Source organism: Bartonella eidoli (assembly GCF_036576145.1).
Lineage (GTDB): Bacteria > Pseudomonadota > Alphaproteobacteria > Rhizobiales > Rhizobiaceae > Bartonella.
The window spans coordinates 66,011-86,715 of record NZ_JBAFWX010000004.1 but is presented as its reverse complement, the minus strand read 5'-3'; the positions used below and the strand labels follow the sequence as shown (position 1 = coordinate 86,715).

Here is a 20,705-nt window from a genome sequence, read left to right as displayed (position 1 = left end):
TAACAGCTCTTTCTCACTGGATTATTAAAAGATTAAATAAAAAACAACTGGTTTATTTTTTGGTTATCAAAATCCAAACAAAAAAAATTTATTGTTCTTGAATTATAATATTTTTCCCGGATTCATAATCCCTAAAGGATCGAATACTTCCTTAATTTTTTGCATAATATCTAACGCAATAGATGATTTGAAAGCACGCAATTCTTCGCGCTTAAGCTGACCAATTCCATGCTCTGCAGAAAACGTTCCCTGATAGCGCATCGTTAAATCATGAATACAGCGATTCATTTGTGGCCACAATTTTAAGAATTCTTCAGTATCAACTTCAACAGGCTGTGTAATATTATAATGCAAATTTCCATCACCCATATGACCAAAGCAAACCACCCGAGCACCTGGCGAAATATCTTGAACAATAAGAGCTGCTTCATTGATAAAATCAGGAATAAAGACAACAGGCACAGCAATATCATGCTTAATAGATCCTCCCGCTAATTTTTGTGCATATGAAATACTTTCACGTAATTGCCAAAAAAAATCCTGCTGCTTTAATGATTGTGCAATAACCGCATCTTCTATCAGCATCTTCGTTAAAGATTCTTCCAAAATAGTATTTAACATTGACAACGCTTCACCATCACTCTGCAATGATGAAATATTAATCAACACATACCATTCATGCTCATATTTTAAAGGAGACATCTTGCCCATATTATAGCTCAAAGCCATTTGCAAGCTAAGTTTGCTCATGAGTTCAAAGCTCGTCAACATCTGTCCTCCATGGCATTGAGCAAGAGATAAAAACTCAAGCGCCTTGGCTGGACTGTTTAATCCCACAAAAGCAACTGCTTTTCCTTTTATTTGTGGAAAAATCTTTAAAACTGCCGCAGTTATAACTCCCAAAGTGCCCTCTGCGCCAATAAAAAGATTTTTCAAGTCATAACCGCTATTGTCTTTTTTTACAAAACGAAAATCATTCAAAATACGACCATCTGGCAAAACAACTTCTAAACCAAAACACAGTTCACGCATATTGCCATAAGCTAAAACATTCGTCCCTCCTGCATTAGAGGAAAGATTTCCCCCTATTTGGCAAGAACCTTCTGACGCCAAAGAAAGAGGGAAAAAACGGCCAGATTCACTCACTTTTTTCTGAAAATTATGTAAAATAACACCAGCCTCTACCACAGCAAAATTACCTTCAATATTAATACACCTGATTTTGTTCAATCGTTCCATAGACAAAACTATGCTACGTCCATTTTCATCAGGCTGTTGCCCCCCTACGAGACCTGTATTTCCACCCTGCGGCACAATAGGTGTACAAGTTTGACTAGCTAATTGCATAATTGACGATACCTCCATCGTAGAAGATGGCCGTAAAAGCAATGGTGTTTTTCCATGAAAAAGCCTACGCTCTTCAAGCAGATACGGTGCAATTAACGCCTGGTCTGTAACAGCATGTGCAGTGCCAACAATTTTTTTAAATCTTTCAATTAAATCCCGCTCCATTTCCATTTCTCCTTTGGAGCTGCAGCACGTATTAAACGATCATTAATAGCCTCACCAAGCCCGATCGACGGAATAGGCTCTACAGCTATAGACTTTACTTTAAGTGAATCCAATTTTCTCATGTATTGAAACAAATGAGCTGCCGCTTCTTCTAACTTCCCATTTTTGCTAAGATTTAAAACAGAAACGGCATTTTCAACCCCCATAATGCGTTTAGGCCCAAATGCTAAAAGCGCTTCACCACACTCTACTTTTTGCGCATTTAAACGAACTGTAGCATTAGGTGCATAATGTGACTTCAACATTCCTGGTGCCTCAATCACCTCGCATTGATCCAATCGTTTCAGCGACTTTTCCGCAACTGTTTCAATTTCTTCAGCAGCAAGCCCCCCAGGACGCAAAAGATAAATGTTTTTATTACAAACCTTAATAATCGTTGATTCAATCCCTATTTTTGAAGAGCCTCCATCAATAATTAAAGGAACAGTTTCCCCTAAAGATGCAAAAACAGCTTCAGCTGAAGTAGGGCTAAGGCGTCCTGATTCATTTGCGCTAGGAGCAGCTAAAGGCCGACCAAAACATTGCACAATGTCTGCAAAACTACTATCTGGAAAACGAATAGCCAATGTATTCAGACCAGCAGTGGTTAAAGGATGGATATTATGATGTGACTTTAAAGGTAAAACTAATGTTAATGGCCCAGGCCAAAATGCTTCCATTAATCTACGCGAAATGGAATCAATTTCAACATAGCATTCTGCCATAACGATGCTGCTAACATGAACAATAAGCGGATTAAATTTAGGTCGTTTCTTTGTGAAAAAAATAGATGATACTGCTTTTCCATTAGTTGCATCACCAGCCAATCCATAAACGGTTTCTGTCGGTAATGCTACTAATCTCCCCTGCCCAAGAAGCGTAACTGCTTCTTTTATAGAGTCACTATTTAAAGGAAGAATTGTCATGACTTATTATTCCTGTAACGCTCTTTAAGTGGTGCGAAACTATAACGGTGCAATCCCAAAACTGGTCCATATTTATCAAGAGCCGCACGATGCTTTAATGTTGCATAACCTACGTGTTTATCTAAACCGTATTCTTTATAAACTTTCCCAACACATTCCATCATTCGATCACGCGTTACTTTGGCAATAATAGATGCCGCCGCAATTGAAACTGACCGCTGATCACCTTTGATCAAAGCAGCTGCTGGACATGGCAATTGAAATGGAATATCGCATCCATCAATTAATGCATAATGGGCTGGCACAGCTAGTCCCGCAATACAACGACGCATTGCTTCCAAAGTTGCTTGTCTAATATTAAACTTATCAATAGTACGAGAGCAAATACTTGCAATGGAAACTGCTAACGCACTTTTTAAAATTTCATAATAAAGTTCATTACGCCGCTTAGTCGAAAGTTTTTTTGAATCATTCAACCCATCTATAACATGATCTTTATCCAAAATAACTGCCGCAGTTACTACAGGTCCAGCAAGAGGACCACGCCCAACTTCATCAACACCTGCTACATGGATAAACCCCTGTTTCTGCAAACTCAATTCGCATAAAAAATTTGGCTTGATAGGTAGATCAGATATATTTAATGCATGATTGACGTAATAAGACATGCATCTATTTTTGCATCACCACGCGCTTTTCGCAAGTAGCTCTGCACCAAAAATATTTCCTCTACCCCCTTATAATAATATAAAAATATTAAATACATAAGATATAAGCAGCTAATCTTCTTAAATACTATTCACACCATCTTAAATGTCATCATAAAAATCTAAAAAACAAAAACTTTTAAATTACTCAATCTCTAAATACAGCCTAAGATTGACTTTCTTTAATTCACTACCTTTGTATCATTCATTCACTTAGAGAGTTTTCATAATGTGACAATAGACTTTACAAACCAATCTGGATGCATCGATTTGATAAAAACAGCCGCTTGTTGCGCTGTTTTTTTATCTTTAAAGATACCAAAACAAGTAGCGCCAGTACCAGACATGCGAGAAAAAAGAGAGCCACTTTCATCTAAAACATCTAAAACTTCAGATAATTGAGGCGCGATTTTTAAGGCAGGAATCAAAAGATCGTTTCGCGTATCTTGTAAGGCTTCCACCAATGAATAAACCGTTCTTAAAGCCGCTTGATCAATTACTAAAGGAGAATGATTACATTTTTCTAAATCCTGAAAAACATTTTTCGTTGCAATATGCTGACCATGGTTAACCAATACCACTGCAAGAGAACAAGCCTCTTTTAGCCGTACTATTTCTTGTCCAATCCCCTTAACAAAAAGCGGCTGCCGATATTCCAACGCAAAAAGACACATTGGTACATCAGCCCCAAGCTCTAAACCGATTTCTGCTAGTTTTTCACACGAGCAATTAAGGTTCCATTGCTTATTCAACATACTCAAAACACCAGCAGCATCACCAGAACCACCACCAATCCCTGAAGCAACCGGTAATGTTTTCACAAGCTTAAAAAAAGCAGGTCTAGCATATTGAGGAAATGTCCGGCACATTAAATTATGTGCACGAACAACTAAATTGCTTGCATCCGAAACAAGTCCGTTGGAAAAAGGGCCCTCTAAAACAAAGCAATCGCTCTCAGAAGGCATATAACTTAAATAATCACCACTGAGACTAAAATAGACCAGACTTTCTATTAAATGATAACCATCGGAACATTGACCCACAACATGCAAAGCTAAATTTAACTTAACCGGGGTTGATATATAAGCACTCTCTTTAAATGATGCATACATCTGATATCATCTGACGTAATATTTGCCAGTGCAAAAATTCTTCACCAATTTACCTATTACACCTACATTGAGCTTATCTTTTGCATAATAAACATGCCCCCCTGAGCATTCCTTAATTGTTTTCTCAAGGTGTAACAAGTATAGAAAGCCATACAAATCAAATTCAGTACAATTATTCTCATTGGTAAATCTGATTCCTTATAACAGCCATTTAAAAGAGAAATTATCAACTAAAATCCAACATAATCACTATTCTAATCATAAACCGTAACGCTGCCAAAGCGCCCGTTCTTCCATTATCATCACAGCACTATCAACTGCTGTACAAACTGCATCAGCAGAAATTCCTGAAGGAATTTTAGAACCAAAAAAATGCTTAGGATGAGTAATTAATCGAAGTTTGGTCTCATGGCCAAATCGCTCTTTAATAACAGAACGCAAATCATTTAACCCATCAATCAGGCCAAGCTCAACACTTTTCTTCCCACTCCAAAACATCCCTGTAAAAATATCCGGATCATTTGATAGTTTCGCTGCACGTCGCTCCTGCACCAAATCAATAAAAGTTTGATGAACTTCAAGTTGTAGAGACTTTAAATGCTCAATGCCCGTCTTCTTTTCTGGCTGAAATGGATCTAATACAATCTTGTTTTTTCCTGCTGTATAGACGCGGCGTTCCACACCAACTTTTTTTAACAGCTCAGGAAAACCAAAAGAAGCTGACACAACTCCAATAGAACCCACAATTGAAGAAGGATCAGCAAAAATTTCATCCCCAGCACAAGCAATCATATAACCACCAGATGCTGCTACATCTTCAATAAATACAAGAACCTGTTTGTTATTTTCCTCTGCCAAATCACGAATACGCTTAAAAATAAAACGTGACTGCACAGGTGAACCACCAGGAGAATTAATAATAATAGCAATAGCCGGCGCTTTTTTATACGTAAAAGCTTTATCTAAAAGATTCGCACATCTGCTTAACGAAAGCGTACGTGATAATAATGAAGTTGAATCCATAATTGCCCCATGAAGGCGCACAACAGGAATTTCTAATTTCCTGGGACAAAACTGGCGTGGAATAAAATTTTTGATAGCTTTAATCAAAACGAGACTTCCTTATACATTAGTAATTACAAAACAAACAAGAAAAACAAAAAGGTATGACATAATTACACATAAAAGTGCCGATGGGTATAATATAATTGCACGTAAAGGCGCCAACACAAGTCCAAATCAAACAATCAAGTCTGAATTCACCCAAAATTAAATCTCCTTTTCAAAACTATAAGATTTGATTCAAATTTAAACAATAAACCGAAAAGCACAAGGTATCATTTGAAAAGTTCCCACAAGCTTATACACCCATTGTTAATTGCATCAACCCGCGGTGAAAAAGCCTGATCATTTCCCTCATGCAAAATCAATGGTGGCAATATCGAAAGAGCCGCTCTACTTCCTCGCTTTGCATAAAACAAAACACGAATTGCAGCTGCTGCAGCACGCGCATGAACAGGGATTATACGGATATCCCCAAAGCGCCCCTCCAAAGCATGTAATATATCATTCAGAGATTGTGGACGTGCAATTAATCCCAAATATCCACCTGGCTTAATAATTGCTGCTGCGCTTCGCAACCAACTTTCAAACATTGCTTCAGGCATAACATGTGCTTCTAATTTTTGCTCATCAGGTGTTTTGCGATCTACAGGACTATTGAAAGGAGGATTCATAATTGCGAAATCAAAACTATTATTCATCAAACCTGCTTCCAAACGGGCTTTACCCCTAAACGTAATATCCGCTTTTAATAAGCAAACGCGGCCTGCAAATCTTTCATTTTGTTTTAACATTAGTGTTTTTTGAGCATAAGATACCATAAAAGCTGACCGTTCAACCAATGTAACCCGAACTCCTAAACAACGCGAAGCAACCGCTAATCCTGCAGCACCAGCGCCAGCGCCCAAATCAACAACCTCTCCCTTTAAATTACTGGGAACCAAACCAGCTAATAACATTGCATCCACACCAGAACGATGTCCACATAAACGTGGCTGAATTAAATAAAATCTTCCCCGATGAAATCCATCAACTGTTTCATCACTATGATTCGTTATTTTATTCACTTTAAAGCCCAATATTTGTCCTCATAATCTGGACTTATACCTATTCACCACTGTCCCAACAAAGTTACTTCAAAATCTTCAAGTCATTTTATAATAAAATATTATCAGAATATAAAAAACAATTTCTCATAAATACTAAGACTTGTACTTAAACGTGTTATCAAAGCTTGAGTCAAAGCAAAACCCCCTTTATGTTATAAAGATAAGATAAAATTCGTATATGTCTATGCAATACTCTAGGAGTAAACATATTGAGTGCTGCCACACAATCAAACCAAATAAAAAATAACCCAACCTCTCTTCAACCCCTCATCGATCTTACCAAGAGCGATATGGAACGTGTAAACCAATTCATCCTTTCTATGGCAAAATCAGATATTGAGATGATTCCTGAAATTTCTAACCATCTCATTTTATCAGGTGGAAAAAGATTACGTCCAATGATTACGTTAGCTTCAGCTCGCATGTTTGGTTATCAGAATGATGGGCATATAAAACTCGCAACGGCGGTTGAATTTATGCATACAGCAACCTTGCTGCATGATGACGTGATCGATGAGAGTAATCTACGACGAGGAAAATCTACTGCACGAATGATTTGGGGAAATCAAGCAAGTATACTTGTTGGTGACTTTTTATTAGGCCAAGCATTTAAAATGATGGTTAATGTTGGTTCTATAGAAGCGCTCTCTGTTTTAGCAAACGCCGCAGCAATTATTGCTGAAGGAGAGGTTATGCAACTTTCTGCCGCCCAAAACACAGAAACAAGTACTTCAGAGTATCTCAAAATCATCAACGCGAAAACAGCTGCACTTTTTTCAGCTGCCGCTGAAGTTGGGCCAATTATTGCTGGATTTTCACATGAAGAGCGTTTTACATTGCGCGAATATGGGACATTGTTAGGATTGGCTTTCCAATTAATTGATGATGCACTTGACTACGGTGGAACTGCTAAACATTTAGGAAAAAATATAGGTGATGACTTCCGAGAAGGTAAAATTACAATGCCTGTTATCCTTGCGTACGAACGAGGAAATACCGAGGAAAAAGCATTCTGGAAACAAGCTCTTGAAAATGGTAATAATGATGATGAATCCTTTGCGCATGCACAACATTTGATAGAAAAATATGATAGTCTCACAGATACAATAGAACAGGCTCGCACCTACGGAGAACGCGCAATCAATGTCCTGACCCCCATAAATACAAACTCTGCTTGCAATGCTTTAATTGAAACTGTCAAATTTTGTATTAGCCGCGTAAACTAATTTTTTGCTTAAATCATAATTTTTTTTTAACAAAAAACAGGATATGATTTATAGATCATATCATTGATCCATTATCTTAAGGAGGACTGACTGTATGCACAGTGTAATAGTGATATGCCGCTTTTGTGCTTTATTTATCGCGGGTATTATGCTGATGCCATCCTCAACCTACAGCAAAACCGATGTTACTATCAATACAAACTCATTTACAGGTGCTTATCTAGCTGGCAGAGTCGCAAATCATGAAAATAAGGCATACCTTGCTATAAATTATTTTAAACAAGCCCTCGCTTATCAGCCTAACAACATTGAAACACAAACAGAAATTCTTGAAGCAATGCTATCTGTAGGTCACTTTCAAGAGGCTGTGAAACAAGCTCAAAAGCTGCAAAAACAAAATGTTATAACTCCCTTTGTTTCTTTAACGTTATCAGTAAACAACCTTTTTAAAAAAGACTATCAAAATGTAAAACATATTCTAAAATTAAAAGTACCTTCTACTGTTAATAACCCGATTCCTGAATTGATTGGTGCCTGGGCGACATTTGGATATGGTTACAAATCTCAAGCAATTTCTGATCTTGAAAATATCCAAGGACCTGATTGGTACAAACTTTTTGTGTGCTATCATCTTGCGCTTATGAACGATTTGGCTGGACACAAACAGGATGCAAAAAAGTATTTCATTCAAGCAATCAATAACCAACAGGGCGCTCGCATAGCTCCCAATACCTATGAGCGTATTATTATAGCCTATGCCTCTTTCCAATTGCGTCATAAAATGCGTAACCAAGCTATTCAAACCCTTAAGCATGGCGAAAAAATATTGGCCGGCCAAGAAATACTTACAAACATCCGAAAAAAAATCGAACAAGGTGCTTCCTTAGCAAGATTGATAAAAACACCTCAACAAGGAGCAGGTGAAGTATTATATAATTTTGGAACAGCACTTAACCACAAAAGCCCCGGAAAAGTTGCACGTATTTTTCAGCAACTATCTTTAGTTTTATCTCCTCAAAATGATGCAACACTATTTCAATTAGCAAACATCTCTGTAAGGTTGAACGATCTTAATCAAGCAATCAAGTTTTACCGTTCTTTATCACCCAACTCTCCTTATTATAAAGATGGACAATTGCGACTTGCTTTAATTCTTGCAAATCAAAAAAATTACAATGAATCAATTAAGTTACTTACATCATTAAATAAAAAAATTCCAAATGATCGTCATATTTTAATAATGTTAGCCGCTATATATATGCAAGAAAATAAATTTTCTGACGCAGAGAAAACTATGAATCGTGCTATTGTGCGAATAAAAAACTTTCAACAAGAAGATTGGAAGCTCTTTTATCAACGCGGGATTGCTCTTGAGCGTTTACAAAAATGGACCAAAGCCGAAAATGACTTGCGAAAAGCGCTTGAACTTTTTCCTGATCAGCCACAAGTGCTTAACTATTTAGGCTACTCACTTGTTGATCGTGATCAGAAACTTGAAGAATCGCTTCATATGCTGCAAAAAGCTTCCACATTACGATCTCAAGATAGTCATGTTTTAGATTCTTTAGGATGGGCTTATTACAAACTTAAAAGATATAATAAAGCTGTTCAAATATTAGAGACCGCAGTTAAACTACAACCTGAAGATCCAACATTAAATGATCATTTAGGCGATGCTTATTGGCAAGTTGGACGTAAACGTGAAGCAATATTTCAATGGAATCATGCAATTGAGGGAGAACCAGAAAATGTCGAAAAAATTAAAGAAAAATTGAAGTTTGGTTTACAATAAGAAACCGTTCTTGACCGTAATCATACAAAACGATAAACAGAAATGAAATATATGATTTCTTGAGCCGCCATTTATTGATTGAATATTAAAGAGTATAAGAAGTGAATCTGCCCGAACATTTAAATCCCATGCGTTCTTTTCAAGGGCTTATTTTAACTTTGCAAAATTATTGGGCTCATTATGGATGCGCAATTTTACAACCTTACGATATGGAAGTAGGAGCAGGCACTTTTCATCCAGCTACAATCTTACGATCATTAGGACCACGCCCTTGGAGAGTGGCTTATGTACAACCTTCAAGACGCCCAACAGATGGGCGATATGGTAAAAATCCAAATCGTTTACAGCACTATTATCAATTCCAAGTTCTTCTCAAGCCTTCACCTTTGAATTTACAAGACCTGTATATAAAGTCGCTGCAAACCATAGGTCTTGATACAAAGATTCACGATATTCGATTTGTTGAAGACGATTGGGAAAGCCCAACACTTGGAGCTTGGGGACTTGGGTGGGAGTGCTGGTGTGATGGAATGGAAATCTCTCAGTTTACCTACTTTCAACAAGCTTGTGGTATTGAATGCGCTCCAGTTTCAGGAGAACTTACCTACGGACTTGAACGTTTAGCAATGTATATTCAAGGCGTTGATAACGTCTATGATCTTAACTTTAATGGATTAGAGGGAAAAAATAAAATAACTTATGGAGATGTTTTTTTACAAGCAGAACGAGAATATTCATACTATAATTTCGAATTTGCTAATACACAAACCCTACATAGACACTTTATCGATGCTGAAGGTGAATGCATTGCATTGCTTGATGCAGGAAAACTAAATAGTGAAAATAATTTACATGTGTGTGTTTTCCCAGCTTATGATCAATGTATTAAAGCAAGTCATATTTTTAATCTTTTGCAAGCGCGCGGCGTTATTTCCGTTACTGAGCGGCAGAGTTATATTCTTCGTGTTCGTGATCTTGCACGCCGTTGTGGAGAAGCCTTTTTGCTTACTGAAGCTGGACAAATATACACTGATGGAAAAGCATAATGTCTGACCTTCTTCTTGAACTTTTCAGTGAAGAGATCCCTGCTCGTATGCAGAAAAAAGCTGCTGCCGATCTCAAAAAACATGTTACGGATAAACTTGTCAATGCAGGCCTAATCTATAAGGCCGCCCATGAATATTGGACACCCCGTCGACTAACATTAGATATACGTGGTATTCCTATACGCTCAAAAGATGTTCATGAAGAACGCAAAGGACCCAGTACAAAATCACCACAACATGTCATTAACGGTTTCTTGCGTGCAACAGGACTGAATGATATTTCTGAAGCAAATATCGGTCACAATCGCAAAAATGGCGATTTTTATATTGCAAGAATCACTAAAAGAGGCCGAAATGCAGAAGAGATTATTGCTGATATTATGCCAGACATTATTCGTAATTTTCCATGGCCAAAATCTATGCGTTGGGGAAAAGATTCAGAAAAAAGCGGTACATTAAAATGGATTCGACCCTTACAGAATATTCTTTGCATATTCGGACCAGAAATTGGTGAAACGCACGTCATTCCTTTTACAATCGGCTCCCTAAAAAGTAATAATATAACTTATGGTCATCGCTTTTTAAGTGATGGGAAGCCCATTTATATCCGTCGTTTTGATGATTATATTAATCAACTTGAAAAACATAAAGTTATTTTAGATGCAGAAAGACGAAAAAATATTATTTTAGCAGATGCTCAAAACCTTTGTTTTGCCAGAGGTTTGGAACTCGTTCAGGATAGTTCTCTTCTAGAAGAAGTTGCAGGATTGGTTGAATGGCCCGTTGTACTTATGGGAAACTTTGATAAATCTTTCCTCAATATTCCTCAAGAAATTATTCGTCTAACTATTAAAACCAATCAAAAATGTTTTGTAACTCGCCAACAAGGCGAAAAGAAAAAACTTTTTAATCATTTTATTCTTGTCTCTAATATTTTAGCAAACGATACAGGAAAAGAAATTTCTAAAGGAAATAGCAAAGTTGTACGTGCTCGTCTTTCTGATGCACTCTACTTTTGGAAAACAGACCAGCATAATTTGCCTAATATCAAATACTTAAAAGATTCTGCCCAAAAATTTGACCTTAATTTGAATAAACCTCTAGATCAAAGAATGGCACAACTTGATCATTTAAATGTAACTTTTCATGCCAAATTAGGAACACAAGGTGCGAGAGTAAAACGAATTATTACTTTAGCACAAAAAATTGCACCTTTAGTACAAGCAGATACTCTTTTAGTCAAACGTGCAGCAACCCTTGCAAAAGCTGATTTACAAACAGAAGTTGTTAAAGAATTCCCTGAGCTACAAGGAATAATGGGGAAAAAATATGCTCTCCTTCAAGGAGAAGATCCCCGTGTAGCTGAAGCAATAGAAGATCACTATAAGCCTCAAGGGCCGAAAGATCAGATTCCTCAAGAACCTATTGCTGTAACAATAGCATTAGCAGATAAAATTGATACACTCGTCGGCTTTTGGCTTATTAATGAAAAACCAACTGGTTCAAAAGATCCATACGCATTAAGGCGAGCAGCATTAGGAATAATTAAGCTCATACTTTGGCATAACTGGAATATCAATCTTATGCCACTCTTTAATTTAGCAGCAAATCTTTTTTCACAACAGAAAAGCGATTATGATGCATCTCTTATCAAAGCTGAAAAATCGCAGAATGCACTTTTAGAAAAAGAAACATATATTTTATCGGATATGTTGCTCTTTTTTCATGAACGTCTGAAAGTTTATTTAAAAGAAGAAGGAATTCGCTATGATATTATTGAAGCAATCTTAAACAAGGATTCTGATGATTTTTTATTGATTATGAATCGTATCAAATCTTTTGTCATCTTTATCGAGAAAAATGATGGAAACAGTCTTTTGGCAGCAATAAAGCGTACTGCAAATATCCTTGAGAATGAATTCAAAAAAAATTCTACAATAACAAATGAAATTAATCCTGACCTTTTTATCGAGGTAGAGGAGAAACAGCTTTATCAAGCAACTATTGAGGTTGAAAAAAGATTCTATGATCACCTTAATGCAAAAAGCTTTTCGCTTGCACTCGATTCTCTAGTACCTCTTGGGGAATTTATAGATACATTTTTTGAAAAAATATTGGTAAATGATAAAAACTGTAATATTCGCGCCAATCGTCTTGCTCTTCTAAAGCGTATTTATATTCTTACACAAGAAGTTGCAGATTTTTCAAAACTCACAATCTAAAATATATAACATTTTTTCGAAAAAAAGAACGAGCATAAATTCCATTCTTCTCATAAATAAGTTATGGATTTATAATCTAAATGATGTCTTCCAATAATCAATTTTAAAACTGAAATATATCAGAGACAACGACTAAAATAAAAAATATTCCCAAACTTCTATCAGCTCTATTAAATCATTACATTTTTTGAAAAAATACCTATTACTGCAACCTTACAAAAAATTTCTTATGAATCAAGGTATGTTTTCATTTTAGTTAAAGACTCTTGTGTAAGAGACTCCTTGATAAATTTATCAGCTTTATCAGAGTTTAACTCCTTTGCAATAAGGGTGCGTGCAGCAGAAATTGCCAAATCTACAGCAGATGAAGAAACTACACGTATTGCATCAGCTTCTGCTTGAGCAATTTTTTGCTCTGCTAATTTATTGCGATTCTTCACATATTCTTCCGCTTTTTTACGAGCCTCAGCAATTACAGTTTCAACTTCATGCTTGGCTGCAGCTACAATTTCTTGCGCATCCTTCTCAGCCTCAGCATGTTTACGCTGATACTCAGCCAACACTTCTTGCGCTTCCTCACGAAGCCGAAGAGCCTCATCAAGCTCATCTTTGATACGCTTCGCCCTTGCATCAAGATAATGTACAATCATTTCAGGAACTTTGAAATAGATCAAAACAGCTAAAAAAAGAACCAACCCAATAAAAGCCCAAAAGGTATCTGTCATTCTTTATAATCCTCGATAATCCGCACTTCTAACAGCTGAGGTTACAGTTTCTTTACTGACATCAACATCAATCAACTTCTTAACAATTTCAGAAGCCATTTCTTCTGCAATTGAGCCAACATTTTTCATGGCTTCATTTCGAATTTTCTCTATTTGTTTTTCTGCGTCTGTTAGCTTTTTTTCTAAATTTTCTTCAACTTCTTTTTGCTCAATTTCAGCCTGTTTTCTTATTTCTTCGCCAGCTTTATGTGCTATGGCATGAGCTTTGACACGAGCCTCTGCTAATTTTCTTTCATAATCCTCAACTACCGAATCTGCTTCCTGCTTTATGCGCACTGCCTGATCTAAATCAGACGCAATTCGATCCCGCCGCATTTCAATAACACCACCAATACGCGGCACAATTACACGAGAAACGAAAAAATAAAAAAATCCAAAAGAAATCGCTAACCAAAAAATATGCGAACTAAAATGCGCCAAATCAAAAGGTGGAAATACACGATCCGCATGCTCTGCCGCATCTCTGATACGTTCTAGCGGTGTCTCGGGAGTCTGTGCATAAGCGCTGGAAATAAACACCCTACTTTATCCTTCAAACAACTTATTAATATTTTTTCTTAAAAATAAAGGGAACACCAGCTTTACATGAAGAAAACAGACACACCCTTTTAAAAATAATTAAACTGCAAAAAGAAGCAATAAAGCAACAAGTAATGAAAAGATACCCAAAGCTTCTGTTACAGCAAAACCAAAAACCAAACGACCAAACTGACTATCTGCCGCCGATGGATTCCTTAATGCACCAGAAAGATAATTACCAAAAATATTGCCAAGGCCTAACGCCGTCCCAGCCATACCAAAGCAAGCAAGACCAGCACCAATGTATTTTGCTGCAAGCACCAATTCCATATTATTCTCCTTTTTAAAAATTATACTACTTGATGGAAAATCGCGATTAATGTCCCGGATGAACCGCGTCATTAAGATACATACAAGTTAGAACCGTAAAGACATAAGCTTGAAGAAATGCAACCAAAAATTCAAGAGCAGTAATCGCTACGGTCATGATAAGCGGCAAAACTGAACCGCCAATTCCTATAATTCCTATCCCCATCATAGAAACAACAAAACCAGAAAAAACCTTGAGGGTGATATGGCCAGCAAGCATATTAGCGAAAAGACGGAGCGAAAGACTAATAGGACGAGATAAAAAAGAAATAACCTCAATCATTGTAACCAAAGGCAAAATGATGACAGGAACTCCTCTAGGAACGAATAGTTTTAAGAAACTAATTCCATGCTTATAAAAACCATAACCAATCACTGTCAAAATTACCAACATCGCTAATGAAAAAGTGATCATAATTTGAGAGGTAATCGTGTAAAAATAAGGGAAAAGACCAATAAAATTGGCTACCAAAATGAAAGTAAACAATGAAAAAACTAAAGGGAAAAACTGCATCCCCTGCGCCCCTGATGATTCCCTTAAAGTTGATGCTACAAATTCATACGCCATTTCTGAAATGGACTGCATCCGTGTTGGAACAAGCCCACGACCCGACGAAGAAATAAACAAAAAAACTGAAGTAACAACGACCGTCATTACTATAAAAAAAGATACATTTGTAAAAGACAAATCCATATTCCCTACGGAAATATTAACTAATCGCGATATTTCAAACTGATGAACAGGATCTGGAGCGTGCGATGTCATCTCAACCTCACTTATCGGACCTCTTATTGGCCCCATCTTTATTTTGGCGCCACGCACCACTTTCTTTTTTTTCTAATTGATTGGAGGTAGTGTAGCCTACAGACCGGAGAACATTTAATACACCAGCAGCAAATCCTAAAAAAAGAAAAAATACCAATCCCCACGGCAATGAACCTGCTAGTTTATCAAACCCCAATCCCAATACAATACCCACAATGATACTTGCCAAAAACTCACTGGAAAGCTTAATTGCGCACGCCACTTTTCCTTGTGGCATCCCTCTCTCGCGCTTAAACTCCAGCTTTCCTAACGCCTTCCTACGCATTAAAGCTAAATCTAAACTTTGACTACGACATTCTAAGTCCTCTGAACTAAAACACCCTGTTTTCCTTTTTTCTTCGGCTTCCTTTTGTGGCATTACTGATTTGCCACTTTTTGCCATCGCTAGCTCCTTAATACCAAAGTAAAATCAAAACGTATCTTATGAAATCGTACACAACATATTGTCACTGAATTTATTCGTCAAGTCGGCAAAAGAAACTATCACAATTTATCTCATCAAAACGCATATTTAATTTTCTAACCATAACCATCAACGTGCTTAAGCCAAATACCGTAACTGAAAAGATAATAATTATCGCTCCACTTTAGACAAAGCTCTAACCTATTTTAGATAATAAATTTACCAACTTACAAATAAATCTACTAAAATAAAAAAAAATCAATCCAAATTAGACTCATTCATCCTTCCATACATGGCTCCTGTATAAATAGGAAGAATTTTTAACACCAACAACTACCTATTATGCTGCTGCTAATCAATCCTTTCATTTTCCTCTGCACTTTTAGAAAAAACATAGACTACTTTTTAAATGTGTAATGAAGAAATGACTTCTTTCTATTTTATTAACGAAACACTTCATCTGCGCCCTAAGTTAAGCTCTGATCTTTAAATCAATAATTTATAAAAGAAGGATAAAAAATTATCCTTTTTGGCAATTTACTAAAAAAGGATTATCAGAAGCCCGTAACGATATACGAATTGGTATACCCGGCATATCAAATGTATCGCGCAATCCATTAGAAAGATACCTTAGATATGATTGAGGCATAACTTGTGGTCGTGAACAAGAAATCACAAACCCAGGAGGACGTGTTTTAATCTGCGTTATATATTTTACTTTAAGTCGACGCCCAGAGACTGTAGGCGCTGGATGATGTGCAACAACAACCTCAAGCCACCGATTCAATTTACCTGTAGAGATGCGACGATTCCAAACCCGGTGCATCATTATGGTATTTTCCATGAGTTTATCAATCCCCTGGCCATATTGCCCCGATAAAGGAACCGCTCTTAAACCGCGAACCTGAGGAAGAAGACGAGCACACTTTTCATGCAAATCAACCAATCTTGTTTGAGGATTCTCCACGATATCCCATTTATTGAAAGCAATAATAGGAACCCTTCCTTCCCGAATCACAAGATCAACAATTTGTAAATCCTGCTTTTCAAAAGGTGTAGCTGCATCAAAAACAATCACCACGACCTCAGCAAAACGAATCGCACGTAGAGTATCGGCAACAGATAGTTTTTCTAGTTTTTCTTGAACTTTTGACTTTCGACGCAAACCCGCAGTATCAAAAAGCTTAATACGGCGACCACGCCACTCCCAATCCACCGCAATAGAATCACGTGTAAGCCCTGCCTCAGGGCCTGTTAATAAACGGTCTTGTCTCAGCATACTATTGATGAGAGTTGATTTTCCTGTATTAGGACGACCAGCAATCGCAATCCGAATGGGCTTATTTGCATCATAACTAGCCTCATCTTCTTCATACTCATCCACATCATTACCGACACATGTAGACTTCATAATCACATGTTTTTCTTCACTTTTGCTTCTAAGAATTCTATCCTTACTAATAATGTCCATAATCGCATCACGAATATCTGTAAGACCCAAACCATGTTCAGCAGATATCAGACAGGGAGCCCCCAAACCTAACGACCAAGCATCATATCCCCCCCCTACAGCTGCTTTTGACTCAGATTTATTAGCAACAAGCACAATCGGCTTTCCAGACTTCCTCACTAGTGAAGAAAAATTCAAATCACTCGGAGTTATTCCAATCCTAGCATCAAACATAAAAAAAATAATATCTGCTTCATCAATCGCAGCTTTTGTATGAAAACGCATGCGACCTTCCAGGGTGTTATCACCCGCCTCTTCCAGCCCAGCTGTATCAATTACATCAAAGCATAAATCCTGAAGTTTTGCTTCATGAATACGCCTATCACGTGTTACACCTGGCTTATTATCAACCAAAGCCAATTTTTGCCCAACCAAACGATTAAATAATGTTGATTTCCCAACATTAGGCCGACCAACTATAGCAATGGTAAGGCTCATAAATTCATTCCTTATTTACTTTACCTTCGGATTGAATGAGTTCAAGCATCATATGTGCTCGATCTACTATTTTTGATCCTAACGCATCTTCTTCAATAATTTTTTGGAAATAATAAACCGCATCATTCATATTACCAGCCTTATAGGCCGCCAAACCTAAGGCCTCTCTTGCTGACATACGCATAGGATCAATGTCATTCGCCATATCTTCAACACGCTTTTTGACATCATCCAATGTCCCTGTATCAATCAAAATATATGCCGCTCGGATTTTTGCAACCTTTTGCAAAATTTGTGGCGTTTTATTATTAACAGCAACAGAATCAAAAACCTCCACAGATCTGGTAGGATCACCTTGTTCCATAAGCAAAGAAGCTTCACGCAAGCGAGCAAGAGAAGGATACCCTCCAAAATGAGTTTCTTTAACATCCTCTAATTGTTTCATTGCTTCAACAAAATGATGCGCATCCGCAAAATCGAGCGCTTTTATAAATGTTTCACCAATATGTTCAGCTCTTTTCATTTGCTCATGGTGATAAATTTGATAAGCAGCAACACTTAATACCAAAACAATGACTGCAACAATTATCGAAAAACCATAACGTCTCCAAAAAGCGAGAGCCTTTTCTTGACGAAACTCAGCATTAACTTCAGCAATAAAACTATCATACGACATGTATTATACCTTGGAAAAAATTCAACTTCTGCACTTTACGCATAAATAAACAAAGATGATAGTCCCAATTAACTTAAAACCTTCTAATAGTCAGTTCATTAGCGTAGAAAGCAATATACATCTAACGCCCTAAAACTCTTGCAACCGAACCCGTTACAACGTAACAGATTCTTTATTCACATGATAATATTTTAATTTGTAAAAAATAAAAATTGCTACTCTGTTAAGTTTCAATATGAAATTTAACGTCTCAATAGCATTAAAAGCATAAAATATATATTATCAGTACAATCTTTTTTAGAATCTTAGAACGATATGTACCGCACATTAAAGCTATCGATATAAAATTCAATAGTTAATACTAAAAAAAAGTTAATACTAAAAAAATCAATAAAAGATAAAAATATAGTCTCATTTGATAGTTTGAAAAACATAAAACTAAATAAACAAACTCTTTGAAAGATAGAAAACTACTGAAAAATTCTAAGAGCTTAATAGAAAATCAAGCTCCTAGAAAAACTATATCTTCTTAAATTTACCTTTATTTGATTAGAAATTTTACTGCAATTTATAATTTTAAAATTACAAAATCATTCTACTGTAGCGGCCAAATCCACATCAGCATTGGAACCGCAACAATAACTACCAATACTGCTAACGGAGCTCCTAAGCGTGGATAGTCACTAAAACGATACCCCCCTGGCGCCATTACAAGCATATTACACTGATGTCCAATAGGCGTAAGAAATTCACATCCAGCACCAATCGCAACTGCCATCAAAAAAGCTTCTGGCTTGTAATGAAGGGAATGAGCAAAACTTGATGCAATTGGCGCTACCATCATTACTGTTGCTGCATTATTCAAAAATGGAGTCACCAACATTGCTGTAATCAGCATAAGTGCTAATGCACCAGATGGCGGCATAAATGTAGCTAATTGGCTAAACCAATAACCGATTAAGTCTGTGCACCCTGTCTTCTCTAACGCTTCACTTACTGGAATGAGAGCTGCTAATAGTATTAATATTTGTCCATCCAATGCCTTGTATAAATCACGTGCTGGTAAAACGCGAAAAATAACCATCGCAGCTGCTGCTGCAAAAAAAGATAATGCGACTGGAATAATCTGAAAAGCTGTAAAAATAATAGCTATAAATAAAATACCCAAAGATATAAGACCATGCCGTAAATTACCAAAACTGATATCGCGCTTTGCTAAAGGAAGACATTTTAATTCCCGTAATAAATTTGGAATAACCACGTCCTGTCCTTGCAAAATAATGACATCCCCAAGGTGAAAATCAATATCACTAATTCGTTTTCGAACTCTTTCATGTTGCCGACTTAACGCAAGCAAATTTACATCATAAAGATCAAACAAAGAAGACTCTTTTGCATTAACGCCAATAAGAGGAGAATTATGTGTAATAACAGCTTCAATAATATCAATGTGGCTGTCTTTATCACCCGTTGGAATAGTTCGACCAATAGAAAATTCTAAACGAGCAGAATTAATCACCCTATCCAATCCTGTATGCGAACCTTCTAGCAAAATAATGTCATTTTCAGAAAAAATAAAATCTGGTAATGGCGAAATAGACACCTTATTTCTAATAATCTGTACCACCATAACTTCACCGCCTGATGGTTTTACCAGATCAATAGTTGTTTTGCCGATAATCGGTGAATTTGCTGGAATACACACTTCTGAAATATAATTGCGAATATCAATGGCATCATCAAATGATGATCCTGAATGCACGCGAACAGGTAAAAGCCAATAAAAAAAAATCAAATATAAGACACCAACAGCAGCAACTACTACACCAACAGGCGTAAAATCAAACATAGTAAAAGGAACGCCAGATAAACGCTCTTGCATAGCTGAAATAACAACATTTGGTGAAGTCCCTATCTGTGTCATAAGACCGCCTAACAAAGAGCCAAATGCCATGGGCATCAAAAAAACAGAAGGTGAAACCTGAGAACGACGAGCAAATTGAAAAGCAATCGGAAGCATAATAGCTAAAGCACCAATGTTTTTAACAAACATTGATAAAAATACCACAGAGAGAACCAAAACAGCCAATTGAACACGCACTGATTTTACATCTGGCCATATCCGTTGAATGATAAACTCCATTATACCGGAACGTGATACAGCGGTGCTGACAGCAAACACACTGCCCACAATAACAACAATATCATTACTAAAACCGCTAAATGCTTCCTTAGGGTTGACAAGACCAACAATACAAGAAATCAATAATGTACAAACGGCAACAATATCATAACGAAATCGATCCCAAATAAATACAACCATCATGAGACCAACAATTAAAAAAGCCATTATTTGATCTTCTGTCATAATACCCATCCTCTCCCCATTAGGTTACAATGCAAAATATCACATCTTTTATTTTTTT

Annotated in this window: 17 protein-coding genes and 1 pseudogene; 4 read left to right on the top strand and 14 right to left on the bottom strand. The window is 36.8% G+C overall.

Annotation, left to right across the window (positions count from 1 at the left end; translation table 11 throughout):
* Positions 1-102: 102 nt before the first annotated feature.
* The 6 genes and pseudogenes from V5N68_RS03985 to V5N68_RS03960 all read right to left on the bottom strand — a co-directional run bounded on the left by V5N68_RS03985 (position 103) and on the right by V5N68_RS03960 (position 6,425).
* A complete protein-coding gene (locus V5N68_RS03985; protein ID WP_332065941.1) occupies positions 103-1,512 on the bottom strand; it encodes an FAD-binding oxidoreductase in 1,410 nt (469 codons plus the stop codon).
* Positions 1,497-2,477 carry an L-threonylcarbamoyladenylate synthase gene (locus V5N68_RS03980; protein ID WP_332065891.1) on the bottom strand — a complete coding sequence of 327 codons (981 nt, stop codon included), beginning with the start codon at positions 2,475-2,477 and terminating at the stop codon, positions 1,497-1,499. Before V5N68_RS03980 ends, V5N68_RS03985 begins: the two co-directional genes overlap by 16 nt.
* Positions 2,474-3,145 (bottom strand): ribonuclease HII, encoded by a 672-nt coding sequence (gene rnhB, locus V5N68_RS03975; RefSeq protein ID WP_332065890.1) that lies wholly within the window; start codon positions 3,143-3,145, stop codon positions 2,474-2,476. The genes V5N68_RS03980 and rnhB overlap by 4 nt, the downstream gene beginning before the upstream one ends.
* Positions 3,146-3,408: 263 nt before the next feature.
* Positions 3,409-4,306: pseudogene (locus tag V5N68_RS03970) on the bottom strand (4-(cytidine 5'-diphospho)-2-C-methyl-D-erythritol kinase).
* A 248-nt stretch (positions 4,307-4,554) separates the two neighbouring features.
* A complete protein-coding gene (locus V5N68_RS03965; protein ID WP_332065888.1) occupies positions 4,555-5,406 on the bottom strand; it encodes a S49 family peptidase in 852 nt (283 codons plus the stop codon).
* Positions 5,407-5,633: 227 nt separating this feature from the next.
* Positions 5,634-6,425, bottom strand: a complete 792-nt coding sequence (locus V5N68_RS03960) for a tRNA1(Val) (adenine(37)-N6)-methyltransferase (protein ID WP_332065887.1) — start codon at positions 6,423-6,425, stop codon at positions 5,634-5,636.
* A 251-nt stretch (positions 6,426-6,676) separates the two neighbouring features.
* Here V5N68_RS03960 and V5N68_RS03955 point away from each other — a divergent pair, with 251 nt between their 5' ends.
* The 4 genes from V5N68_RS03955 to glyS all read left to right on the top strand — a co-directional run bounded on the left by V5N68_RS03955 (position 6,677) and on the right by glyS (position 12,753).
* On the top strand, positions 6,677-7,693 hold the full coding sequence (locus V5N68_RS03955; RefSeq protein ID WP_332065886.1) for a polyprenyl synthetase family protein: 1,017 nt from the start codon (positions 6,677-6,679) through the stop codon (positions 7,691-7,693).
* Positions 7,694-7,787: 94 nt separating this feature from the next.
* Complete coding sequence (locus tag V5N68_RS03950) at positions 7,788-9,485, top strand: tetratricopeptide repeat protein (RefSeq protein WP_332065885.1); 1,698 nt, start codon at positions 7,788-7,790, stop codon at positions 9,483-9,485.
* A 101-nt stretch (positions 9,486-9,586) separates the two neighbouring features.
* Complete coding sequence (locus V5N68_RS03945) at positions 9,587-10,531, top strand: glycine--tRNA ligase subunit alpha (protein WP_332065884.1); 945 nt, start codon at positions 9,587-9,589, stop codon at positions 10,529-10,531.
* Positions 10,531-12,753, top strand: coding sequence for a glycine--tRNA ligase subunit beta (glyS, locus tag V5N68_RS03940; protein WP_332065883.1), 2,223 nt, complete (start codon positions 10,531-10,533; stop codon positions 12,751-12,753). The genes V5N68_RS03945 and glyS overlap by 1 nt, the downstream gene beginning before the upstream one ends.
* Positions 12,754-12,980: 227 nt before the next feature.
* Here the strand turns inward: glyS and V5N68_RS03935 are convergent, their stop codons facing one another.
* The 8 genes from V5N68_RS03935 to V5N68_RS03900 form a co-directional block, all read right to left on the bottom strand.
* Entirely contained in the window at positions 12,981-13,478 is a 498-nt protein-coding gene (locus V5N68_RS03935) for a F0F1 ATP synthase subunit B (RefSeq protein WP_332065882.1), read from the bottom strand.
* 3 nt (positions 13,479-13,481) lie between these two features.
* Complete coding sequence (locus tag V5N68_RS03930) at positions 13,482-14,057, bottom strand: F0F1 ATP synthase subunit B (RefSeq protein WP_332065881.1); 576 nt, start codon at positions 14,055-14,057, stop codon at positions 13,482-13,484.
* Between the two features lie 99 nt (positions 14,058-14,156).
* The gene (locus tag V5N68_RS03925; RefSeq protein WP_332065880.1) at positions 14,157-14,387 is read right to left on the bottom strand and encodes a F0F1 ATP synthase subunit C; all 231 of its coding nucleotides are present in this window, start codon (positions 14,385-14,387) and stop codon (positions 14,157-14,159) included.
* A gap of 46 nt (positions 14,388-14,433) precedes the next feature.
* Positions 14,434-15,192 carry a F0F1 ATP synthase subunit A gene (locus tag V5N68_RS03920; protein WP_332065940.1) on the bottom strand — a complete coding sequence of 253 codons (759 nt, stop codon included), beginning with the start codon at positions 15,190-15,192 and terminating at the stop codon, positions 14,434-14,436.
* A gap of 7 nt (positions 15,193-15,199) precedes the next feature.
* Entirely contained in the window at positions 15,200-15,634 is a 435-nt protein-coding gene (locus V5N68_RS03915) for an AtpZ/AtpI family protein (protein WP_332065879.1), read from the bottom strand.
* 541 nt (positions 15,635-16,175) lie between these two features.
* Positions 16,176-17,603: a ribosome biogenesis GTPase Der gene (gene der / locus V5N68_RS03910; protein ID WP_332065878.1), complete on the bottom strand. Its 1,428-nt coding sequence runs from the start codon at positions 17,601-17,603 to the stop codon at positions 16,176-16,178.
* 4 nt (positions 17,604-17,607) lie between these two features.
* A complete protein-coding gene (locus V5N68_RS03905) occupies positions 17,608-18,279 on the bottom strand; it encodes a tetratricopeptide repeat protein (protein WP_332065877.1) in 672 nt (223 codons plus the stop codon).
* A gap of 595 nt (positions 18,280-18,874) precedes the next feature.
* A complete protein-coding gene (locus V5N68_RS03900; RefSeq protein WP_332065876.1) occupies positions 18,875-20,647 on the bottom strand; it encodes an SLC13 family permease in 1,773 nt (590 codons plus the stop codon).
* Positions 20,648-20,705: the final 58 nt, after the last annotated feature.